The following is a 19,358-nucleotide window of genomic DNA, read 5'->3' as shown; positions in this document are numbered from 1 at the left end:
CCCCATCGAGGGGCCGGCCAGGCGTGGGGGCAGCCCCCGGCCCTGCCCGCCGCTTCGCACTTGCAGCAAAGCCGGGGCCATGCCTAATGTGACGGCACCATGACCGCGCTGACCGACCCCGACTCCATCGTCGAAATCACCCCCTCGGCGGGGATCCAGACCGCGCGCCACGGCTGGCGCGCGAAATGCCTGCAGCGCCTGATCCGCATGGAGCTGCCGGTCCCGACCAGCTTTGCGCTCTCGGCCGATGCGGTGCGCGCCATCGCCGCCGGCCAGATGCCCGACCGCGGCCGGCTGGCGCAGATGATCGAGCGCGCCGACGGGCTGGTCAGCGTGCGGCCCTCGGCGCAGAACCCGGCCTGGGGCGGACCGGGCACGGTGCTGAACGTCGGCATCAACCACGCATGCCACGCCCGGCTGGCCGAAACCCGCGGCAAGGCCGCCGCCGACGCGCTGTATCTGGGCTTCGTGCAATCCTATGCCATCCATGTCGCGCGGCTCGATCCCGACATGTTCTCGGACGCGGACGAGGGGCTCGAAGCGGCGCTGCGTGCCTATGAGGCCGAGACCGACGAGGAGTTCCCGCAGGACCCGGCCCGGCAGCTGGCCGAGGTGCTGCGCAGCATGGCGCGGGCTTGGGACGGGCCGACGGCGCGGCTCTTGCGCCAGGCCAAGGGCGCGCCGCCCATGGCGCCGCTGGGGCTCGTGGTGCAGGACATGGCGCTGGCCATCGGGCCGGGCGTCACCGGCTCGGGCTCGATCCAGCTCGTGGACAACGTCACCGGCATGCCGCGCATCACCGGGCGTTTCCGCGGCCAGAGCCAGGGCCGCGCCCGGGGCGAGGGCGCCGAGACGCTGTATCTGACCCGCGACCCGCGCGGCCCCTCGCTGGAAGAGGCCGCGCCCGAGGTCTTTGCCGAGCTGATCCGCTTCGGCGTCGCGGCGCGCGAGCGGCTGCGCGAGGAGATGCAGATCGAATTCGTCGTCTCGGACAGCAGGCTCGCCATCATCGACGCGGTGCGGGTCAGCCGCAGTTCGCGTGCCAGCGTGCGCATCGCGGTCTCGCTGGCGCGCGACGGCATCATCCCGCCCGAGGAGGCGGTGATGCGGGTCGAGCCGCGGGCGCTGTCGGACCTGCTGCACCACCAGGTCGATCCGCGCGCGCCGCGCGACATCATCGCCCGCGGCATCAACGCCAGCCCCGGCGCCGCGACCGGCCGCATCGTCTTCACCGCCGCGAGCGCCCAGGACGCCGAGGCGCGGGGCGAGCGCGCGGTGCTGGTCCGGCGCGAGACCGTGCCGGAGGACATCCGCGGCATGCACGCCTCGGTCGCGGTGCTGACCGAGCGCGGCGGCATGACCAGCCATGCCGCGGTGATCGCCCGCGGCATCGGCCTGCCCTGCATCGTCGGCGCCAGCGGCATCTCGATCGACTCGCGCGCCCGCACCATGCAGGTCGGCCCCCGCACCTTCCGCGAGGGCGAGGAGATCACCATCGACGGCACCTCGGGCGAGGTGCTGGCCGGCGCGGCCGAGATGCTGGAACCGGCGCTGGACGACAGCTTCAGCCAGCTTCTGGAATGGGCCGACCAGCATTGCCGCATCAGGATCCGCGCCAATGCCGACACGCCCGAGGACGCCCGCACCGCGCGCATGTTCAACGCGCAGGGCATCGGGCTGTGCCGCACCGAGCATATGTTCTTCGACGACGAGCGCCTGCCGGCCATGCGCGAGATGATCTTCGCCGGAAAGCCCGAGGACCGCCGCCTGTCGCTGGAACGGCTGCTGCCGATGCAGCGCGGCGATTTCGCGGCGCTGTTCGAGATCATGGCCGGCCTGCCCGTCACCATCCGCCTGTTCGACCCGCCGCTGCACGAATTCCTGCCCCATGACCGCGAGGGCATGCGCGAGCTGGCCGAATCGCTGGACCTGCCGCTGTCGGACGTGACCCGGCGTGTCGAGGCGCTGTCCGAGTTCAATCCGATGCTGGGCATGCGCGGCGTGCGGCTGGGCATCACCGTGCCCGAGATCTATGACATGCAGGCCCGCGCCATCTTCGAGGCCACCATCGAGGCCAGCCGCAACGGCGCCCCGGTGGTGCCCGAGATCATGATCCCGCTGGTCAGCGCCCGGCGCGAGGTCGAGCTGGTCAAGACCCGCATCGACGCCGTCGCCGCCGCGGTCCGGAACGAGACCCGCCAGGACTTCGCCTATCGCCTGGGCGTGATGGTGGAAACGCCGCGCGCCGCGCTGCGCGCCGGCGACATCGCCGAACATGCCGCCTTCCTGTCCTTCGGCACCAACGACCTGACGCAGATGACCTATGGCCTGTCGCGCGACGACGCCGGCCGCTTCATGGGCATCTATGTCAACCAGGGCGTCTATGCCGAGGACCCCTTCCACATCCTGGACCAGGACGGCGTGGGCGAGTTGGTGGCCATCGGCGCCGAGCGCGCGCGCAGCCACAAGCCGGGCATCACCATCTCGGTCTGCGGCGAACATGGCGGCAACCCCGAATCAATCGCCTTTTGTCTGCGCGCCGGGGTGAACTACGTCTCGTGCTCGCCCTTCCGGGTGCCGGTGGCGCGGCTTGCGGCGGCGCAGGAGTCGATTCTGATGGCGCGCGAAACGGCCGAGTCGGAGTTCGATCGGCAGTCCTAAGACCGGCCGATTTTGGCCGGAATTCGCCCGTTAACCATTTTGCCGTCGGCGGGTTTCCGCCAAAATGCAGCAAATTCAATCGAATCTGCGCTGTCACGCGCATGTGGGCTTTCCCGCCCCGCCCGGTTTCGGGCCTTTGGCCGTCAGACACGGCCCCATCCCGGGGCCTCTCCGACGAAGCTGACCGGGCGCGGCCCGGACCGAAAACAGGACCAACATGTCGTTCAAAATGTCATGGCTGGCGCGCGTTTCCGTGTGTGTTGCCGTTCTTCTTTCGCCCGTGGCCGCCGTTCCGGCATTGGCCGACGCCCAGCACCAGGTCGCCTATGAGACCAAGACCGTGCGCACGGCCAGCGGCACCCATCAGATCAGCACCCGCGACCTGCAATGCCTGTCCGAGGCGCTGTATTTCGAGGCGCGCGGCGAAGGCACCGCCGGCCAGCAGGCCGTGGCCGAGGTGATCCTGAACCGCGTCGACCACCCGCGTTTCCCGAAATCGGTCTGCGGCGTGGTCAACCAGCGCGGCCAGTTCACCTATAACAAGAGCGCCCGCATCCGCGAGAAGGGCACCTTCGCCCGGGTCCAGAAGGTCGCCATGGCGGCCCTGGCCGGCGCGCCACGCACCCTGACCAACGGCGCGACCTATTTCCACGCCCGCGGCGTGCGCCCGTCCTGGACCAAGCGGTTCGAAAAGACCACGCGGATCGGCAGCCATACCTTCTATCGCTCGGATCGCCGGATGGCCTCGAACTGATACGCTGACGCGAATCTGCCACGCAAAGCGCGGCCCCGACCCTTGCGGCGGGGCCGTTTTCCTTTCATGGATAGGCGCATGGACCAGCCAGACCGCATCCACCTGCGCGATTACATCGTCTCGGCCGAGATCGGCGCCTTCCAGACCGAGCGCGGCCAGCGCCAGCGGCTGCGCTTCAACGTGGACGTGGACCTTGCCACCCATGTCGTGGGCGTGAACGACGAGGTCGACCGCATCCTCAGCTATGACATCCTGACCGGCGCGGTGGCGGCGGGGCTGGCGGACCGCCGCTATGACCTGCTGGAGACGCTGGCCGAAAAGATCGCGGCGCAGATCCTGGCGCATCCGCGCGCGGCGCAGGTCCGGGTCGCGGTGGAAAAGCTCGACCGCATCCCGGGCGCGCTGGGGGTGACGCTGGTGCGCCGCCAGGCCCGCGTCGCCGCCGAGGCGATCCAGGCGCCGATCCGCGTCATTTTCCACGGCGCCGAAGCGCCGCTGCCCGAGGGCGGCGTGGCGCTGGTGCCCGACGACCCCGGCCTGCCGCTGCCGCAGGGCGGCAATGCGCGCGAAATCGCGCTGCTGGCACTGGACCAGGCCGCCTGGGCGCTGGCGGGGCGGCTGGGGCTGACCGTGGCCGACAGCCGCACCGAGCTCGACTGGGCCGCGACCGAGGGCCGGGCCGTGGTCTGGGCGCCGGCGCGGATGCTGCGCGACGTGCCGGGCCTTGCGGCCGAACCCCAGGCCGCCGCGATCTGGCTGGCCGAGCGGCTGGGCGCCAGCCGGCTGGACTGGGCGCTGCCCGCGGGCACCGAGCCGCCGGCGCTGCCGGCCGGATTCGCCATCGCCTCGGGGCGGCTCTGACGCTTGGCGCTTGAATCGCCGCGACACCGGCGTAGGAACAGCGGCATGGGAACATGGGCATGAGCGACTATTTCCGACCGATCCCCTGCGAAACCGGGCGCTGGCCGCTGGCCGGCGGCTGGCTGCGCTTTTCGCAGTTCGAGCTTTTGCGCCGGGGTGCCGCGCCGCGCGTGGTGGACAGCGCGCCGCCCGAGGTGCTGGCCGCGCTGACCGCGCCGCGCGCCGATCTGCTGGGCCTGTCCCTGGACCGGCCGCGCATCATGGGCATCGTCAACGCGACGCCCGACAGTTTCTCGGACGGCGGCCGCTATGACGGGGCCGCGCAGGCCCGGCTGCTGGCCGAGCAGGGCGCCGAGATCCTGGACATCGGCGGCGAATCGACCCGCCCCGGCGCGCGCGAGGTGCCCGCGCGCGACGAGATCGCCCGGGTCGCGCCGGTGATCGCGGCGGCGCGCGGGCTGGCCGGGATCTCGGTCGATACACGGAAAGCGCGCGTGGCGCGGGCGGCCATCGCGGCGGGGGCGGGGCTGGTCAACGACGTCTCGGGCTTCGACTTCGACCCGGACATGGCGGCGGCGGTGGCCGAGGCCGGGGTGCCGGTCTGCATCATGCATGCCCAAGGCGTGCCCGAGACGATGCAGGACAATCCAACCTATGGCGATGTGCTGCTGGACGTCTATGACGCGCTCAGGGCACGGATCGCGCGGGCGCGCTCGGCGGGAATCCCCCTTGGCCGCATCGTGATCGATCCGGGCATTGGTTTCGGCAAGACCCAGGCGCATAATCTGGCCATCCTGCGGCGGATTTCCGTCTATCACGGCTTGGGTTGCGCCATTCTTCTGGGCGTCTCGCGCAAGCGCTTCATCGGCACGATCGGCGGGGCCGAGGTCGCGGCAGAGCGCATGCCCGGCACCTTGGCGGTGACGCTGGCCGGGGTCGCGCAGGGCATACAAATCCACCGCGTCCATGACGTGGCACAAACAAGGCAGGGCCTGGCGCTGTGGCGGGCCGTGACCGAGGGGGAAGCATGAGCAGGAAGCTTTTCGGCACCGACGGCGTCAGGGGCCGTGCCAATACCCATCCGATGACGGCCGAGATGGCGCTGCGCCTGGGCGCCGCCGCCGGCCGCTATTTCCGCCGCGGCGGGCAGGATCACCATCGCGTGGTCATCGGCAAGGACACCCGCCTGTCGAGCTATATGCTGGAGAACGCGCTGACCGCCGGGCTGACCAGCACGGGCATGAACGTGCTGCTGCTGGGCCCGGTGCCGACGCCGGCGGTGGGCTATCTGACGCGGTCGATGCGGGCGGACGTGGGCATCATGATCTCGGCCAGCCACAACCCGGCGCATGACAACGGCATCAAGTTCTTCGGCCCCGACGGCTTCAAGCTTTCCGACGAGGCCGAGGCCGAGATCGAGAGCATCGTCGCCGGCGAGATCGTCCCGGCGCAGCCGCAGAACATCGGCCGGGCCAAGCGCATCGACGACGGCCGCGGGCGCTATGTCGAATATGCCAAGACCACCTTCCCGGCCGGCCAGCGGCTGGAGGGGCTGAAGGTCGTGGTCGATTGCGCGCATGGCGCCGCCTATCGCGCCGCGCCGGACGTGCTGTGGGAACTGGGCGCCGAGGTGATCCCGCTGGGCGTGGCGCCCAACGGCCACAATATCAACGACGGCGTCGGCTCGACCCATCCCGAGGCGGCGGCGCGGGCGGTGCTGGAGCATGGCGCCGACATCGGCATCAGCCTGGACGGCGATGCCGACCGGGTGATGATCATCGACGAAAAGGGCCAGGTGGCCGATGGCGACCAGATCATGGCGCTGCTGGCCGGCCGCTGGGCCGAGCAGGGCCGGCTGCGCGGCGGCGCCCTGGTCGCGACGGTGATGTCGAACCTGGGGCTGGAGCGCTTCCTGCAGGGGCGCGGGTTGCGGCTGGAGCGCACCGCCGTCGGCGACCGCTATGTCGTCGAGCGCATGCGCGGCCAGGGTTTCAACCTGGGCGGCGAGCAGTCGGGCCATATCGTCATGACCGACTATGCCACCACCGGCGACGGGCTGATCGCCGGGCTGCAATTCCTGGCGGCGATGGCCGAAAGCGGCCGGCGGGCCTCGGACCTGGTGGCGCAGTTCGAGCCGGTGCCGCAGATGCTGAAGAACGTGCGCTATGCCGCCGGCGCCGATCCGCTGTCGGTCGAGGCGGTCCAGGCCGAGATCGCCCGCGCCGAGGCGCGGCTGGATGGCCAGGGCCGGGTGCTGATCCGCAAGTCCGGCACCGAGCCCTTGATCCGGGTCATGGCCGAGGCCGAGGACGAGACCGTGCTGCGCGAGGTCGTGGACGGCATCGTCGCAGCGGTCGAGAAGGCGGCCTGACGTCCCCATCCTGCGGCGGCGTCGCCCGTGGCATCGGCATTGGGTATTTGGAAAACAGAGAAGGCCGCGGTGGCGCGCGATCCGGGCCGTCGCGCGGGCGGCGGCCTTGCCTTTGGGTATTTGGACAACAAAGAAGACCGGTCAGAGCGCCGTCGGATCGTGGTCGTAGAGCCAGGCGAAACGCTCGATCAGCCGGGTCGGGGCCAGGCGGCTGACGGCGCGCAACCCGGCATGGGCCACGGCGCGGGTCGGGCCCTTGAGATGATAGTTGCGGGCATTGGCATTGGCGGCCTCGACGATGCGCTGGCAGCGCGGCTGGCGCAGCGCCTGGTAGCGGGCCAGCGCCGCTTGCTGGTCGGGGTCGGCGGCGAGGCAGGCGGCCAGGGTCCAGGCATCCTCGAGCGCCATGACCGCGCCCTGCGCCAGGAAGGGCAGCGTCGGGTGGGCGGCGTCGCCGATCAGCGCGCGGCTTCCGTCCTGCCAATGCGCCGCGACCGGATGGCGGAACAGGCCCCATTGCCCGACCTGCTCGACCCGCGCCAGCCAGCCCGGCACCGGGCCGCCGAAACGGGCGAAGGCGGCGCGCAGCTCGGCCGGGTCGCCGGGGATCGACCAGCCCTCGTCCTGCCAGTCGGGGCGCTCCAGCACCGCGACGATATTGCGCAGGCCCTGGCCCAGCGGATAGCTGACCAGATGCCGGCCCGGGCCCATGAAGACCTGCGCCATGGGCTGCGCATCGGCTTCGACCGGGATCAGCGCCCGCCATGCCGTCTGGCCGGTGAAGAAGGGCGTTTCGGGACCGTTCAGCAGCGGGCGCAGCCGGCTTTTCACCCCGTCGGCGCCGATCAGCAGCGCGGCGTCGGGCAGGGCGGTGACCTCGTGCCCCAGTTCGATACGGGCGCCGGCCTCGCGCGCGGCCTGTTCCAGCAGCTCGACCAGCCGGGCGCGGTGCACCAGGCGGAAACAGTCCTGCGGCCGATGGCGCGCCAGCTCCAGCCGCGCCACCGGGCGGCCGGTCGAATCGTTCAACTCGACCCGATCGGAGCGGGTCGAGATCGCCTCGAACCGCGGCCAGAGCCCCAGCGCCGCGAGCACCCGCACGCCATTGGGCGAGATCTGCAGCCCGGCGCCCACCTCGCGCAGGGCGCCGGCGCGTTCCAGCACGGTGACGGAAAAGCCGCGCTGCGCCAGCGCGCAGGCGGCGGTCAGGCCGGCGACGCCGGCGCCGATGATGGTGGCCTCGCGATTCACGGCCGCAGCTCGGCACCGGCAAGGGCGAGGAATTCGTCCAGCCTGTCCTGCGGCAGGCCGGCGGCGCGCAGCACCGCGGCGGCGAAGGTGATCGGCGCGGTGCCCGGCGCGGTGATGATCCCGCCGTCGGCCACGGCGCGGGGCTGGTCGCGGTAATGCGCGGCCTCGGCATAATCGGGCAGCCAGTGGCGCAGGAAGTCGAGCCCGTTCGAAGTATGCGCCCGGCCGGCGAGCAGACCGGCCCGGGCCAGCGCCAGCGTGCCGGCGCAGATGGCCGCGACCGCGTTGCCGCGCGCATGCGTACTCTGCAGCATGGCGGACAGATCCGGGGCATCGGGGCGGGTCCAGGCCTCGCTGCCGCAAAGCACCACGATTTCATCCGCGCGCGGCACGGCATCCGCCAGTCCCGCAACCGCCAGACCGCCCATCGAGCGGACGTCGCCGCCGCCCGGCGTGACATGGCGGCAGGACAGGTTGTAGAAGTCCCCGCCGACAGCGGCGATCAGCGGGGTTTCCCAATCGGCGAAGCCGTCGAGCACGACGATCATCACCGGCTTCAGGCCAGGATCCTGCATCCTTCGTCCTCCGGTTCCCGGGGGCGGCCGGCGGTTAGTCGTCGCGATGCACGCGCTCGCGCCGCTCGTGCTTTTCCTGGGCTTCCAGGGTCATGGTGGCGATGGGCCGTGCGTCCAGCCGCTTGAGGCTGATCGGCTCGCCGGTCATCTCGCAATAGCCGTATTCGCCGGTCTCGATGCGGCGCAGCGCGGCGTCGATCTTGCTGACCAGCTTGCGCTGGCGGTCGCGGGTGCGCAGCTCCAGCGAGCGGTCGGTTTCCTCGGAGGCGCGGTCGGCAAGGTCGGGGACATTGCGTGCGCTGTCCTGCAAGCCCTCCAGCGTTTCGGCGGATTGGTCCAGAAGTTCCTGCTTCCAGGCAATCAGCTTGCGGCGGAAATATTCAAGCTGCCGCTCGTTCATGAAAGGTTCGTCTTCGGCGGGGCGATAATCTTCGGGCAGAAAGGTCTGGGCTTTCATCGTTCCTCCGGAAGCCGGGCGCCTGTATGCCCGATCCTTGGCGCCCGCATAAAGGATGAAAGACCGATTGTCACTAGGCCATTCCGACAGGTTTCGCCCATCGCTTGCGCAGCGGCGGCGCGGTGGCTAGTTTCGCGGGACTTGCGCAAAGGACAGGCGGATGCAGTTTACCTCGACCGAGACCTATGTGGCGCCGCCGGATCTGGCCATGGCGGTGAATGCGGCGATCACGCTGGAGCGGCCGCTGCTGGTCAAGGGCGAGCCCGGCACCGGCAAGACCGAACTGGCCCGGCAGGTCGCCGCCAGCCTGGGCCTGCCGATGCTGGAGTGGAACGTCAAGTCGACCACGCGGGCGCAGCAGGGGCTTTACGAATACGACGCCGTTTCGCGTCTGCGCGACAGCCAGCTGGGCGAGGCGCGCGTCCACGACATCGCCAACTACATCCGCAAGGGCAAGCTGTGGCAGGCCTTCGAGGCGACCGGCAAGGTCGTGCTGCTGATCGACGAGATCGACAAGGCCGACATCGAGTTTCCGAACGACCTGCTCCAGGAACTCGACCGCATGGAGTTCCATGTCTACGAGACCGGCGAGACGGTGGTGGCCCGGCACCGGCCGGTGGTCATCATCACCTCGAACAATGAAAAGGAGCTGCCGGACGCCTTCCTGCGGCGCTGCTTCTTCCACTATATCCGCTTTCCTGGCGCCGAGACGCTGAAGAAGATCGTCGCGGTGCATCATCCCGGGCTGAAGCCGCGCCTGCTGGACGAGGCACTGCGCCAGTTCTTCGACCTGCGCGAGGTGCAGGGGCTGAAGAAGAAGCCCTCGACCAGCGAGCTTCTGGACTGGCTGAAGCTGATCCTGGCCGAGGACCTGTCGCCCGAGGATCTGGCCCGTCCGGCGGGCGAGATGCTGCCCAGGCTGCACGGCGCGCTCTTGAAGAACGAACAGGACGTGGCGCTGTTCGAGCGGCTGGCCTTCATGGCCCGCCGGCAACGCTGAAAGGGGCGGCGATGATCCGCGACCTGCGCCCCGAGGACCGGCCGGAGTGGCAGCGGCTCTACCAGGGTTACCAGGCGTTCTACGGCTTTCACGACCGCCCGGCCGGGTTCTATGACAAGGCCTTTGCGCGGCTGTTGTCGGGCAAGGCCGGGGATTTCCACGGGCTGGTCCATGCCGATGGCGCGCGGCTCCTGGGGCTGGTGCATTACGTCTTTCACCCGAACCTTTGGCGGGACGAGGGCGTGTGCTATCTGCAGGACCTGTTCACCGACCCGCAGGCGCGCGGCCGGGGCGTGGCGCGCGGGCTGATCGAGGCGGTCTATGCGGCGGCGGATGCGCGGGGCGTGTCCTTCGTCTATTGGCTGACGGCCGAGGACAACTACGCGGGGCGGATGCTTTACGACCGGGTGGCGCAACGCTCGCCCTTCATCCGGTATCAGCGGCGCCTGGGATAGGAGGGCTTGCGCCCTTGGCGGTCATTCGTGCCGGCCAAAGCTCTCGCGCACATGATCCGCAAAAGCCTGCGCCGCCGAGCCGATATCGGGGTTTTTCTGAAGCCTCAGCTGATAGGAACCGATCGCGCCGAAGCCGTCCCTATCCGTCAGTCGGCGCTGTTCGTCCACCAGGCTGACCGGCAGCGGCGCGATCGCCAGGTCGGCCATGACTGCCGCCAGCTGGCCGGCAGCGGCCTCTGACGTATAGGCGATCCTGTAGCGGCGACCGCCCTTGTCGAGCGCGGCCAGGGCCGCAGCCCGCCAGGGACATCCATGCGAGGACAGGGCGAGCGGGACAGGAGTCCTCGAGAACGCCATGCCGTCGCGGGCACCGACCCAGACGAGGGGCTCCGAATGAATGACCTCTCCCGGCGCCGGGTCGGATTGGGCCGAGACGGTGAGGATCATGTCGATCTCTGCCGCCTCGAACCGCCGGGCCAGGTTCACGCTGGTCGAGAGAAAGACCTCGACCTCGACAAGGGGATGGGTCGCGGCAAAGCGTGACGGGATCGCAGGAAGGTAGCGCACGCCAAAATCGTCGGGGGCGCCGAACCGGACCCGTCCTTCAAGCTGCGGCACCCGAAAGCGGGACAGAGCCTCGTCATTGATGCGCAGGATGTCCTTGGCATGCACGAGAAATGCCTCGCCGTCCGCGGTCAGCGTCACATGGCGCGGGTGCCGGACAAACAGGGCGCGGCCCAGCTGATCCTCGAGCCGCCTGATCTGCATGCTGACCGCCGAGGGGGTCCTGAACACCCGTTTCGCCGCGACGGTGAAGTTCCCGGTCTCGGAGATGGTCGCGAATGTCTTCAGAAGGTCGGTCTCAAGAAGGTTGTTCTGTTGCGGTTGCATGGCGCCATCGCGATCAATTTTCCTGAACGATACACTAAGAACTATGCGCTGTATTGAAGAATATCGCCATGGCACCCTGGCCCGAACAAGGGAGGTCAGGATGGCCAAGGAAACATGCACCATGAACCCGCCCTCACGAAGCCGGTGGATCGGGACTAGCTTGCGCGCCGTGATGGCACGGCTGCGGGATCGGTTTGAAACCTATCGTCAGGACCGGGAGAGGCGCGATGCGTTCCTGAACTTGCTTCGCCTGGACGACCAGATTCTGGACGATATCGGCGTGACCCGGGCAGAGGTCGCATGCGCCGCCCGCCTGCCGCTTCGTTTGAATGCGTCAGATGCGCTGGCAGCCAAGGCCCATGCACGACGGAAGGGGTGGATCGGCTAGCGCAGGACGAACCCGGCGTTGGCAGGTTGCAGGGGTCGATTGTGTTCCGAAGCGCGCATCGCAACCCGCAACGAAAAAGCCCGCCTTGCGGCGGGCCCAGTCGGTCGGTCGGGCTGCATTCAGCGCAGGCCGGTTTCTTCCAGCAGGCCCTTCTTCTTGGCCTCGTAGTAATAGCCGCGCGAATACCATTTCACCGCGTTGTCGTAATTGCCGCCGGCGACCATATAGGCGCCGCGCAGGTATTTGACGCCGTATTTCAGATTGGTCTCGGCATCCAGCAGGCCCGAGGCGCTGCCCTGATAGCCCATGCCGCGCGCGGTGGCGGGCAGCATCTGCATCAGCCCGTAATAGGGGCCGTTGCGGGCGCCGGGGCGGTGGCGCGATTCGCGGATGATGACGCGATGCACCAGATCGACGGGAACCTGGTATTCGGAGGCGTATTTGTTGATCAGGCGGCGCAGTTCCGGCGTTTCGTTGGCGTGCAGGCCGACGGTCTCGGCGGCGGTGGCGCGCGGTTCGACCAGATAGCGGCGGTCGGGATCGACCCGGTTGTCGCCGCAGGCGCTGACGGCCAAGACGCCGCTCAGGACCAGCAGTCCGATGATGGATTTCATCACTGTCCTCGAATTATCGTTGCCGACAGGCTTAGCCGCAGGCAGGCAATTCGTGGAATCAAAAGAAAGGGCCGCCCGGTGCGGGGCGGCCGATGGGCGAAAACTCGCCGTCGCCTTTTGCGTGTATCGGTGGAAATCCGCCGATCAGGCGTGGATCGCGCCGTCGCCGCAGGCCAAGGCCGCCTCGCGCACCGCTTCCGAGCAGGTCGGATGCGCGTGGCAGGTCAGCGCGATGTCTTGGGCCGAGGCGCCGAATTCCATCGCCACGCAGACCTCGTGGATCATCTCGCCGGCGTTCGGGCCGATGATGTGGCAGCCCAGAACCCGGTCGGTCTCGGCATCGGCGATCAGCTTGACGAAGCCGTCGGCCTGGAACAGCGCCTTGGCGCGGGCATTGCCCATGAAGGGGAACTTGCCGACCTTGATCTTGCGGCCGGTTTCCTTGGCGGCTTCCTCGGTCAGGCCGACGCTGGCGACCTCGGGCGTGGTGTAGATCACGCCGGGGATCACGTCATAGTTCACATGGCCGTGCTTGCCGGCGATGACCTCGGCCACCGCCATGCCCTCGTCCTCGGCCTTGTGGGCCAGCATCGGGCCGGGCACCGCGTCGCCGATGGCATAGATGCCCTTGACGCTGGTCTGCCAATGCTGGTCGATCTGGACGAAGCCGCGATCGGTCAGCGCCACGCCCACCGCGTCGAGGCCGAGGCCCGCGACATAGGGCCGGCGGCCGGTGGCGACCAGAACGCATTCGGCCTTGATCTCGTGCTTGCTGTCGTCCTTGCGCAGCGTGTATTCGACCTCGGCCAGGCCGTCCTCGACCTCGACCTCGGACACGGCGGCGCCAAGGACGAATTTCAACCCCTGCTTGGCCAGGATCTTCTGGAACTGCTTCTGCACCTCGCCGTCCATGCCGGGGGTGATGACGTCCAGGAATTCGACCACCGTCACCTCGGCACCAAGCCGGGCATAGACCGAGCCGAGCTCGAGCCCGATGACGCCGGCGCCGATCACCACCATCGACTTCGGGATCTTCGGCAGCGCCAGCGCGCCGGTGGAATCGACCACCACGCCGGCGGCATTGTCAACCTCGACCCCCTTCAGGCTGGCGGGTTCCGAGCCGGTGGCGATGACGATGTTCTTCGTCTCATGGGTGGTGTCGCCGACCTTGACCTTGCCGGGCGCCTCGATGCTGGCCCAGCCCTTCAGCCAGTCGATCTTGTTCTTCTTGAACAGGAATTCGATGCCCTTGGTGTTGCCGCCGACCGTCTCGGCCTTGTAGCCCTGCATCTTGTCCCAATCGACCTCGACATGGGCGTTCACCAGGCCCATCCTGGCGAAGTTCTCATGCGTCTCGTGCAGCATGTGGCTGGCGTGCAAGAGCGCCTTGGACGGGATGCAGCCGACGTTCAGGCAGGTTCCGCCCAGCGTCTCGCGCCCCTCGACGCAGGCGACCTTCAGGCCCAGCTGGGCGGCGCGGATCGCACAGACATAGCCGCCGGGGCCGGCGCCGATCACGATCAGGTCATAGGTGGACATTCAGGTCTCCTTGTTCCCGGCGCCGCTTCGCGCCGGTGCGGTTCATGTGAACAGGCTGGTGACGATCATCACCATGGTGGCGATAAATCCGACCGCCCAGATCAGCGAGCGCCAGGGCGACCAGCCGAAGGCATAGGCGGGGACGTAAAACATGCGCGCCAGCAGGTAGAGCCAGGCGCAAAGCGTGGTCAGGGCATTGCCGGCATCCGAGAGCATCACCAGCAGCACGGCGATGGTGAAGAGGATCAGCCCCTGGAAATGGTTGTCGACCGCGCGGCGCAGCCGCCCGGTCAGGACCGAGAATTCGGGCTGCGTGTCGCGGGGGCTGGCGTTCCAGCGCGCCCCCACGTCGCGGTTCATCGAGGCGGCGGCAACCCCGATCTGCGCCGCCTGCAGCAGCGCAGCCAGGGCCAGCGCGGTGGTCTCGGCCGCCATCAGGCGGTCTCGACCAGGTGGAAGGCGGTGCCGGTGACGCCGGCCTGCGAATTGAACACCCCGGCCGCGCCGTCCAGATAGGTCTTGGCCGCCTGGGCGTCGCCGATGTTGAACAGCGCCCAGGCGCTGGTATCGCTTTCGCGCCACAATTGCAGCAGCGACAACCCGTTGTTGCCGCGATCCTCGGCGTCATTGTCGAAGGCGGTCTTGAAGGCGGCGTAGTTCGCGACCTCGTAATGGGCGATCATCTGGGTCATGGTTCGGCTCCTGGCGTGAGGCGGGCGGGCCGGCACCCCGCGGGAAAGAACGAGACGGACCGGGCGCTGGCCCGTGCTGCGCCGGTCGCAAGAGCAACGATCCGGGGCGGCCTCGGGTTGCCATGGCCGGGGATGCAACGGGCTGCGCGCGTTGCCGTGCGCAACAAGGGCCGCACGATGCGGGTTTCGCCCAGCAATTGCCGGGATTTGCGCCGTGACAGCCGTGCAGCGGGCGTACACCGCCCGTACACAGCCCGTGCACCGCAGGATGCACAGGCGGGATGCGCGCGCCCGGTCCCGGCGCGGCCGAGAGAGAAGGATGCGCGCATCGCCATGGATCACAGATCCATCAGCAGGCGGCGCGGATCCTCCAGCGCCTCTTTCACCCGCACCAGGAAGGTCACGGCGCCCTTGCCGTCCACGATGCGGTGGTCGTAGCTCAGCGCCAGATACATCATCGGGCGGATGGTGATCTGGCCGTCCACGACGACCGGGCGGTCCTGGATCTTGTGCATGCCCAGGATGCCCGACTGCGGCGGGTTCAGGATCGGCGAGGACATCAGCGAGCCATAGACGCCGCCGTTCGAGATGGTGAAGGTGCCGCCCTGCATCTCGGCCATGGTCAGCTTGCCGTCGCGGCCCTTGGCGCCCAGCTCGGCGATTTCCTTCTCGATCTGGGCGAAGCTCTTGCGGTCGGCGTCGCGCAGCACCGGCACCACCAGCCCGTTCGGCGTGCCGACGGCGACGCCCATGTGGACGAAATGCTTGTAGACCACGTCGCCGCCGTCGATCTCGGCATTGACCTCGGGCACTTCCTTCAGGGCGTGGCAGCAGGCCTTCACGAAGAAGGACATGAAGCCCAGCTTGACCTTGTGCTTCTTCTCGAACTGGTCCTTGTATTCGTTGCGCAGGTCCATGATCGCCTTCATGTCCGCCTCGTTATACGTGGTCAGCATGGCGGCGGTGTTCTGGGCGTCCTTCAGCCGGCGGGCGATGGTGGCGCGCAGCCGGGTCATCTTGACCCGCTCCTCGCGCGCCGCATCCTCGGCCGAGCTGGGCGAGCGCGGCGCCTGGGCGGGGGCGGGGGCCGCCGCCGGCGCGGTGCCGGCGCGGGCCACGTCCTCTTTCATCACCCGGCCGTCGCGGCCGCTGCCGGTGACGGCATCGCGCGAGATCCCGGCCTCGGCCATGGCCTTCTTGGCCGCGGGCGCGTCCTCGATGTCGCGGGGCTTCGGCGTCTCGGGGCCGGCGCCGGGCGATTCCACCGCGGCGGCCTTCTTCGCCTCGGGCTCGGCCTTGGCGGGGGCGGCCGCACCGGCGGCGCCTTCGGTGATGATGGCCAGGCGCGCACCGGCGTCCACCGTCATGCCCTCGGGCGCCAGGATCTCGGCCAGCACGCCCGAGGCGGGGGCGGGCACCTCGACCGAGACCTTGTCGGTTTCCAGCTCGCACAGCATCTCGTCCTGGGTGACGCTGTCGCCGGCCTTCTTGAACCAGGTCGCGACCGTGGCTTCGGTCACGCTTTCGCCCAGGGTGGGCACCATCACGTCCACGGATTTTCCGCTCATCTTTTTCTGTCCTTCCTGGGCGTTGGTGCCCGTATCTGCCTTGGGCAACATTTCCTCGGGGCCTGCATCGCCCTGTTCCATGATCTGCGCGAGCAGGGCGTTGGGCGCGACCACCGCGCCCTCGGGCGCGACGATCTCGGCCAGCTTGCCGGCGACGGGCGAGGGCACCTCGACCGTCACCTTGTCGGTTTCCAGCTCGCACAGCATCTCATCGACGGCGACGCGGTCGCCCGGTTTCTTGAACCAGGTCGCCACCGTCGCCTCCGAGACCGATTCCCCCAAAGTGGGGACGCGGAGTTCCACAGCCATCTTATCCACCGACCGTGATGGCTTCGCCGACCAGCGCCTCCTGCTCGGCCTTGTGGCGCGAGGCGAGACCGGTCGCGGGCGAGGCCGAGGCGGCGCGGCCGACATAGCGCGCGCGGCCATGCGTGGCGCCGATGCGCGACAGCACCCATTCGATGTTCGGCTCGACGAAGCTCCAGCCGCCCATGTTCTTGGGCTCTTCCTGGCACCAGACCACCTCGGCGGTCTTGAACCGTTCCAGCTCCTTCGACATGGCCTGGGCCGGGAAGGGATAGAACTGTTCCAGCCGCAGGATATAGACGTCGTCGGCGCCGGCCGCATCGCGGGCCTGCAAGAGGTCGTAATAGACCTTGCCAGAGCAGACCACCACGCGGCGGATCTCATTGTCGGGCTTCAGGGTCAGCTGCGAATTGCCGCGCTCGGCATCGTCCCAGAGCACGCGGTGGAAGTTCGAGCCGGTGGTGAACTCCTCGGCCGTCGAGACCGCCAGCGGATGGCGCAGCAGCGATTTCGGCGTCATCATCATCAGCGGCTTGCGGAACGGACGCTTCAGCTGCCGGCGCAGGATGTGGAAATAGTTCGCCGGCGTGGTGCAGTTCGCCACGATCCAGTTATCCTCGGCCGACATCTGCAGCCAGCGCTCCAGCCGGGCCGAGCTGTGCTCCGGGCCCTGGCCTTCGTAGCCATGCGGCATCAGCACCACCAGGCCCGACATGCGCAGCCATTTCTTCTCGCCCGAGTTGATGAACTGGTCGAACATGATCTGCGCGCCATTGGCGAAATCGCCGAACTGGGCTTCCCACAGGGTCAGCGTGTTGGGCTCGGCCAGCGAATAGCCGTATTCGAAGCCCAGCACCGCATATTCCGACAGCATCGAGTCGGTGACCTCATAGCGCGCCTGCCCGCCGCGGATGTGGTTCAGCGGATAGTAACGCTCTTCGGTGGCCTGGTCGATGAAGGCGGAATGGCGCTGCGAGAAGGTGCCGCGCGTCGAGTCCTGGCCCGACAGCCGCACCGGATGGCCCTCGACCAGCAGCGAGCCATAGGCAAGCGCCTCGCCCGTGGCCCAGTCGAAGCCCTTGCCGGTCTCGAACATCTGCTTCTTGGCTTCCAGCAGCCGGCCGACGGTCTTGTGCAGCTCGAACCCGTCCGGCACGCGGGTCAGCGCGGTGCCGATCTCGGCCATGGTCTCGGGGGCGATGCCGGTCTGGCCGGCGTTGTATTCCTCGCCTTCGGCGGCCAGGCCCGACCACTTGCCGTCCAGCCAGTCGGCCTTGTTCGGCTTGAAGTTCTTGCCGACCTCGAACTCGTCGTTCAGATGCGCCTGGAAGGCGGCCTTCATTTCCTCGATCTCGCCCTCGGGCACCAGCCCGTCGGCGACCAGCCGGTCGGTGTAAAGCTGCAAGGTGGTCTTGTGGCCCTTGATCGACTTGTACATCGCCGGGTTGGTGAACATCGGCTCGTCGCCTTCGTTGTGACCGAAGCGGCGATAGCAGAAGATGTCGATTACCACGTCCTTGTGGAACTTCTGCCGGAACTCGGTCGCGACGCGGGCGGCATGGACCACCGCCTCGGGGTCGTCGCCATTGACGTGGAAGATCGGCGCCTCGACCATCAGCGCGATATCGGTCGGATAGGGCGAGGTGCGGCTGAAATGCGGCGCCGTGGTAAAGCCGATCTGGTTGTTCACCACGATATGGATGGTGCCGCCGGTGCGGTGGCCGCGGATGCCCGAAAGCTGGAAGCATTCCGCGACGATGCCCTGGCCGGCGAAAGCCGCGTCGCCATGCAAGAGGATCGGCAGCACGGCCGAGCGATGCGCCTGGTCTGACAGCTGGTCCTGCTTGGCGCGGACCTTGCCCAGCACCACCGGGTTCACCGCCTCGAGGTGGCTGGGGTTCGCGGTCAGCGACAGGTGCACGGTATTGTCGTCGAAGGTGCGGTCCGAACTGGCGCCGAGGTGGTATTTCACGTCGCCCGAGCCGTCCACGTCCTCGGGCTTGTAGCTGCCGCCTTGGAATTCGTGGAAGATGGCGCGATAGGGCTTGTTCAGCACATTGGCCAGAACCGACAGCCGGCCGCGGTGCGGCATGCCGAAGACCACCTCCTTGACGCCAAGCGCGCCGCCGCGCTTGATGATCTGCTCCATGGCCGGGATCAACGCCTCGCCGCCGTCAAGGCCGAAGCGTTTGGTGCCCATGTACTTGACATGCAGGAACTTCTCGAAGCCCTCGGCCTCGACCAGCTTGTTCAGGATGGCGCGGCGGCCTTCGCGGGTAAAGGCGATTTCCTTGCCATAACCCTCGATGCGTTCCTTCAGCCAGGCGGCCTGCTCGGGGTCCGAGATATGCATGAACTGCAGCGCGAAGGTGCCGCAATAGGTGCGCCGCATCAGGTCGGTGATCTGCCGGACCGAGGCGATCTGCATGCCCAGCACATTGTCGATGAAGATCGGCCGGTCCAGGTCGGCGTCCGAAAAACCGTAGGTCTTGGGGTCCAGCTCGCCATCGCCGGGGACCTCGCGCATGCCAAGCGGATCCAGGTCGGCATGCAGATGGCCGCGGATGCGGAAGGCGCGGATCAGCATGATGGCGCGCACGCTGTCCAGCACGGCGCGCTTCAGCTGCTCGTCGGTCAGGCTGACGCCCTTTTCGCCGGCCTTGGCGGCGATCTTGTCCAGCGCGGCCTTGGCCTCGGACTTGGACGACATCGGCCATTCGCCGGTCAGCGCCGAGGTCAGCTCGTCCGACGGCATCGGCGGCCAGTCGCGGCGTTGCCAGCTTGCGCCCTTGGCCTCGCGCGTGACGGTGGCTTCCTCGTCGCCGAGGCTGCGGAAGAAGGCGTCCCAGGCCTGATCGACCGCCGCCGGATCCTGGGCCCAGCGGCCATAGAGCTGCTCGACATAGGCGGCGTTATGGCCTTGCAGGAAACTGGAATCGTGGAAGGCCGAGTTGGGAGATTGATCGTTCATGGCA

General features: G+C 68.4%; 18 protein-coding genes. 8 read left to right on the top strand and 10 right to left on the bottom strand.

Annotation, left to right across the window (positions count from 1 at the left end):
* Positions 1-99: 99 nt before the first annotated feature.
* The 5 genes from E3D03_RS08955 (at position 100) to glmM (ending at position 6,647) form a co-directional block, all read left to right on the top strand.
* The gene (locus E3D03_RS08955; RefSeq protein ID WP_263566673.1) at positions 100-2,661 is read left to right on the top strand and encodes a pyruvate, phosphate dikinase; all 2,562 of its coding nucleotides are present in this window, start codon (positions 100-102) and stop codon (positions 2,659-2,661) included.
* A 280-nt stretch (positions 2,662-2,941) separates the two neighbouring features.
* The gene (locus E3D03_RS08950) at positions 2,942-3,415 is read left to right on the top strand and encodes a cell wall hydrolase (RefSeq protein ID WP_253879952.1); all 474 of its coding nucleotides are present in this window, start codon (positions 2,942-2,944) and stop codon (positions 3,413-3,415) included.
* A 78-nt stretch (positions 3,416-3,493) separates the two neighbouring features.
* Entirely contained in the window at positions 3,494-4,276 is a 783-nt protein-coding gene (locus E3D03_RS08945; protein WP_263566672.1) for a dihydroneopterin aldolase, read from the top strand.
* Positions 4,277-4,335: 59 nt separating this feature from the next.
* A complete protein-coding gene (gene folP / locus E3D03_RS08940; protein WP_263566671.1) occupies positions 4,336-5,307 on the top strand; it encodes a dihydropteroate synthase in 972 nt (323 codons plus the stop codon).
* Positions 5,304-6,647, top strand: coding sequence for a phosphoglucosamine mutase (gene glmM / locus E3D03_RS08935; protein WP_263566670.1), 1,344 nt, complete (start codon positions 5,304-5,306; stop codon positions 6,645-6,647). The genes folP and glmM overlap by 4 nt, the downstream gene beginning before the upstream one ends.
* 141 nt (positions 6,648-6,788) lie before the next feature.
* Here the strand turns inward: glmM and E3D03_RS08930 are convergent, their stop codons facing one another.
* The 3 genes from E3D03_RS08930 to dksA are packed head-to-tail and all read right to left on the bottom strand — an operon-like array spanning position 6,789 to position 8,930.
* Complete coding sequence (locus tag E3D03_RS08930) at positions 6,789-7,898, bottom strand: FAD-dependent oxidoreductase (protein ID WP_263566669.1); 1,110 nt, start codon at positions 7,896-7,898, stop codon at positions 6,789-6,791.
* Positions 7,895-8,473 carry a DJ-1/PfpI family protein gene (locus E3D03_RS08925; RefSeq protein ID WP_263566668.1) on the bottom strand — a complete coding sequence of 193 codons (579 nt, stop codon included), beginning with the start codon at positions 8,471-8,473 and terminating at the stop codon, positions 7,895-7,897. The genes E3D03_RS08930 and E3D03_RS08925 overlap by 4 nt, the downstream gene beginning before the upstream one ends.
* Before the next feature lie 34 nt (positions 8,474-8,507).
* The gene (dksA, locus tag E3D03_RS08920; RefSeq protein ID WP_017998592.1) at positions 8,508-8,930 is read right to left on the bottom strand and encodes an RNA polymerase-binding protein DksA; all 423 of its coding nucleotides are present in this window, start codon (positions 8,928-8,930) and stop codon (positions 8,508-8,510) included.
* A gap of 160 nt (positions 8,931-9,090) precedes the next feature.
* Between dksA and E3D03_RS08915 the strand changes: the two genes are divergently transcribed.
* Both E3D03_RS08915 and E3D03_RS08910 read left to right on the top strand, forming a co-directional pair.
* Positions 9,091-9,930 (top strand): AAA family ATPase, encoded by an 840-nt coding sequence (locus tag E3D03_RS08915; protein WP_263566667.1) that lies wholly within the window; start codon positions 9,091-9,093, stop codon positions 9,928-9,930.
* Positions 9,931-9,941: 11 nt separating this feature from the next.
* On the top strand, positions 9,942-10,385 hold the full coding sequence (locus E3D03_RS08910; RefSeq protein WP_263566666.1) for a GNAT family N-acetyltransferase: 444 nt from the start codon (positions 9,942-9,944) through the stop codon (positions 10,383-10,385).
* 21 nt (positions 10,386-10,406) lie between these two features.
* On the opposite strand, the gene E3D03_RS08905 is transcribed toward E3D03_RS08910, so the two are convergent.
* Entirely contained in the window at positions 10,407-11,276 is an 870-nt protein-coding gene (locus tag E3D03_RS08905) for a LysR substrate-binding domain-containing protein (RefSeq protein WP_263566665.1), read from the bottom strand.
* Between the two features lie 100 nt (positions 11,277-11,376).
* Between E3D03_RS08905 and E3D03_RS08900 the strand changes: the two genes are divergently transcribed.
* Positions 11,377-11,664: a DUF1127 domain-containing protein gene (locus tag E3D03_RS08900; protein WP_263566664.1), complete on the top strand. Its 288-nt coding sequence runs from the start codon at positions 11,377-11,379 to the stop codon at positions 11,662-11,664.
* A gap of 119 nt (positions 11,665-11,783) precedes the next feature.
* Here the strand turns inward: E3D03_RS08900 and E3D03_RS08895 are convergent, their stop codons facing one another.
* The 6 genes from E3D03_RS08895 to E3D03_RS08870 form a co-directional block, all read right to left on the bottom strand.
* Positions 11,784-12,278 (bottom strand): lytic transglycosylase domain-containing protein, encoded by a 495-nt coding sequence (locus E3D03_RS08895; RefSeq protein ID WP_263566663.1) that lies wholly within the window; start codon positions 12,276-12,278, stop codon positions 11,784-11,786.
* 144 nt (positions 12,279-12,422) lie between these two features.
* Positions 12,423-13,817: a dihydrolipoyl dehydrogenase gene (lpdA, locus tag E3D03_RS08890; protein ID WP_062561927.1), complete on the bottom strand. Its 1,395-nt coding sequence runs from the start codon at positions 13,815-13,817 to the stop codon at positions 12,423-12,425.
* Between the two features lie 42 nt (positions 13,818-13,859).
* Positions 13,860-14,252 (bottom strand): MAPEG family protein, encoded by a 393-nt coding sequence (locus E3D03_RS08885; RefSeq protein WP_062561928.1) that lies wholly within the window; start codon positions 14,250-14,252, stop codon positions 13,860-13,862.
* Positions 14,252-14,509, bottom strand: coding sequence for a hypothetical protein (locus tag E3D03_RS08880; protein WP_062561929.1), 258 nt, complete (start codon positions 14,507-14,509; stop codon positions 14,252-14,254). The genes E3D03_RS08885 and E3D03_RS08880 overlap by 1 nt, the downstream gene beginning before the upstream one ends.
* 338 nt (positions 14,510-14,847) lie before the next feature.
* Positions 14,848-16,386 (bottom strand): 2-oxoglutarate dehydrogenase complex dihydrolipoyllysine-residue succinyltransferase, encoded by a 1,539-nt coding sequence (gene odhB, locus E3D03_RS08875; protein WP_263566662.1) that lies wholly within the window; start codon positions 16,384-16,386, stop codon positions 14,848-14,850.
* A gap of 1 nt (position 16,387) precedes the next feature.
* A complete protein-coding gene (locus E3D03_RS08870) occupies positions 16,388-19,354 on the bottom strand; it encodes a 2-oxoglutarate dehydrogenase E1 component (RefSeq protein WP_062561931.1) in 2,967 nt (988 codons plus the stop codon).
* Between the last annotated feature and the right edge of the window lie 4 nt (positions 19,355-19,358).

It is taken from the genome of Paracoccus sp. DMF (genome assembly GCF_004407025.1).
In the GTDB taxonomy this organism is placed as follows: Bacteria; Pseudomonadota; Alphaproteobacteria; order Rhodobacterales; family Rhodobacteraceae; genus Paracoccus; species Paracoccus aminovorans_B.
Note: the sequence above shows the minus strand (reverse complement) of the source record. Positions and strands in the feature narration are given on the sequence as shown.

Coding starts and splice junctions, on each gene's coding strand:
- dksA (WP_017998592.1), bottom strand. CDS start 8,930: ATGAAAGCCCAGACCTTTCTGCCCGAAGATTATCGCCCCGCCGAAGAC.
- odhB (WP_263566662.1), bottom strand. CDS start 16,386: ATGGCTGTGGAACTCCGCGTCCCCACTTTGGGGGAATCGGTCTCGGAG.
- E3D03_RS08905 (WP_263566665.1), bottom strand. CDS start 11,276: ATGCAACCGCAACAGAACAACCTTCTTGAGACCGACCTTCTGAAGACA.
- E3D03_RS08880 (WP_062561929.1), bottom strand. CDS start 14,509: ATGACCCAGATGATCGCCCATTACGAGGTCGCGAACTACGCCGCCTTC.
- E3D03_RS08925 (WP_263566668.1), bottom strand. CDS start 8,473: ATGCAGGATCCTGGCCTGAAGCCGGTGATGATCGTCGTGCTCGACGGC.
- E3D03_RS08870 (WP_062561931.1), bottom strand. CDS start 19,354: ATGAACGATCAATCTCCCAACTCGGCCTTCCACGATTCCAGTTTCCTG.
- folP (WP_263566671.1), top strand. CDS start 4,336: ATGAGCGACTATTTCCGACCGATCCCCTGCGAAACCGGGCGCTGGCCG.
- lpdA (WP_062561927.1), bottom strand. CDS start 13,817: ATGTCCACCTATGACCTGATCGTGATCGGCGCCGGCCCCGGCGGCTAT.
- E3D03_RS08885 (WP_062561928.1), bottom strand. CDS start 14,252: ATGGCGGCCGAGACCACCGCGCTGGCCCTGGCTGCGCTGCTGCAGGCG.
- E3D03_RS08915 (WP_263566667.1), top strand. CDS start 9,091: ATGCAGTTTACCTCGACCGAGACCTATGTGGCGCCGCCGGATCTGGCC.
- glmM (WP_263566670.1), top strand. CDS start 5,304: ATGAGCAGGAAGCTTTTCGGCACCGACGGCGTCAGGGGCCGTGCCAAT.
- E3D03_RS08910 (WP_263566666.1), top strand. CDS start 9,942: ATGATCCGCGACCTGCGCCCCGAGGACCGGCCGGAGTGGCAGCGGCTC.
- E3D03_RS08945 (WP_263566672.1), top strand. CDS start 3,494: ATGGACCAGCCAGACCGCATCCACCTGCGCGATTACATCGTCTCGGCC.
- E3D03_RS08900 (WP_263566664.1), top strand. CDS start 11,377: ATGGCCAAGGAAACATGCACCATGAACCCGCCCTCACGAAGCCGGTGG.
- E3D03_RS08955 (WP_263566673.1), top strand. CDS start 100: ATGACCGCGCTGACCGACCCCGACTCCATCGTCGAAATCACCCCCTCG.
- E3D03_RS08895 (WP_263566663.1), bottom strand. CDS start 12,278: ATGAAATCCATCATCGGACTGCTGGTCCTGAGCGGCGTCTTGGCCGTC.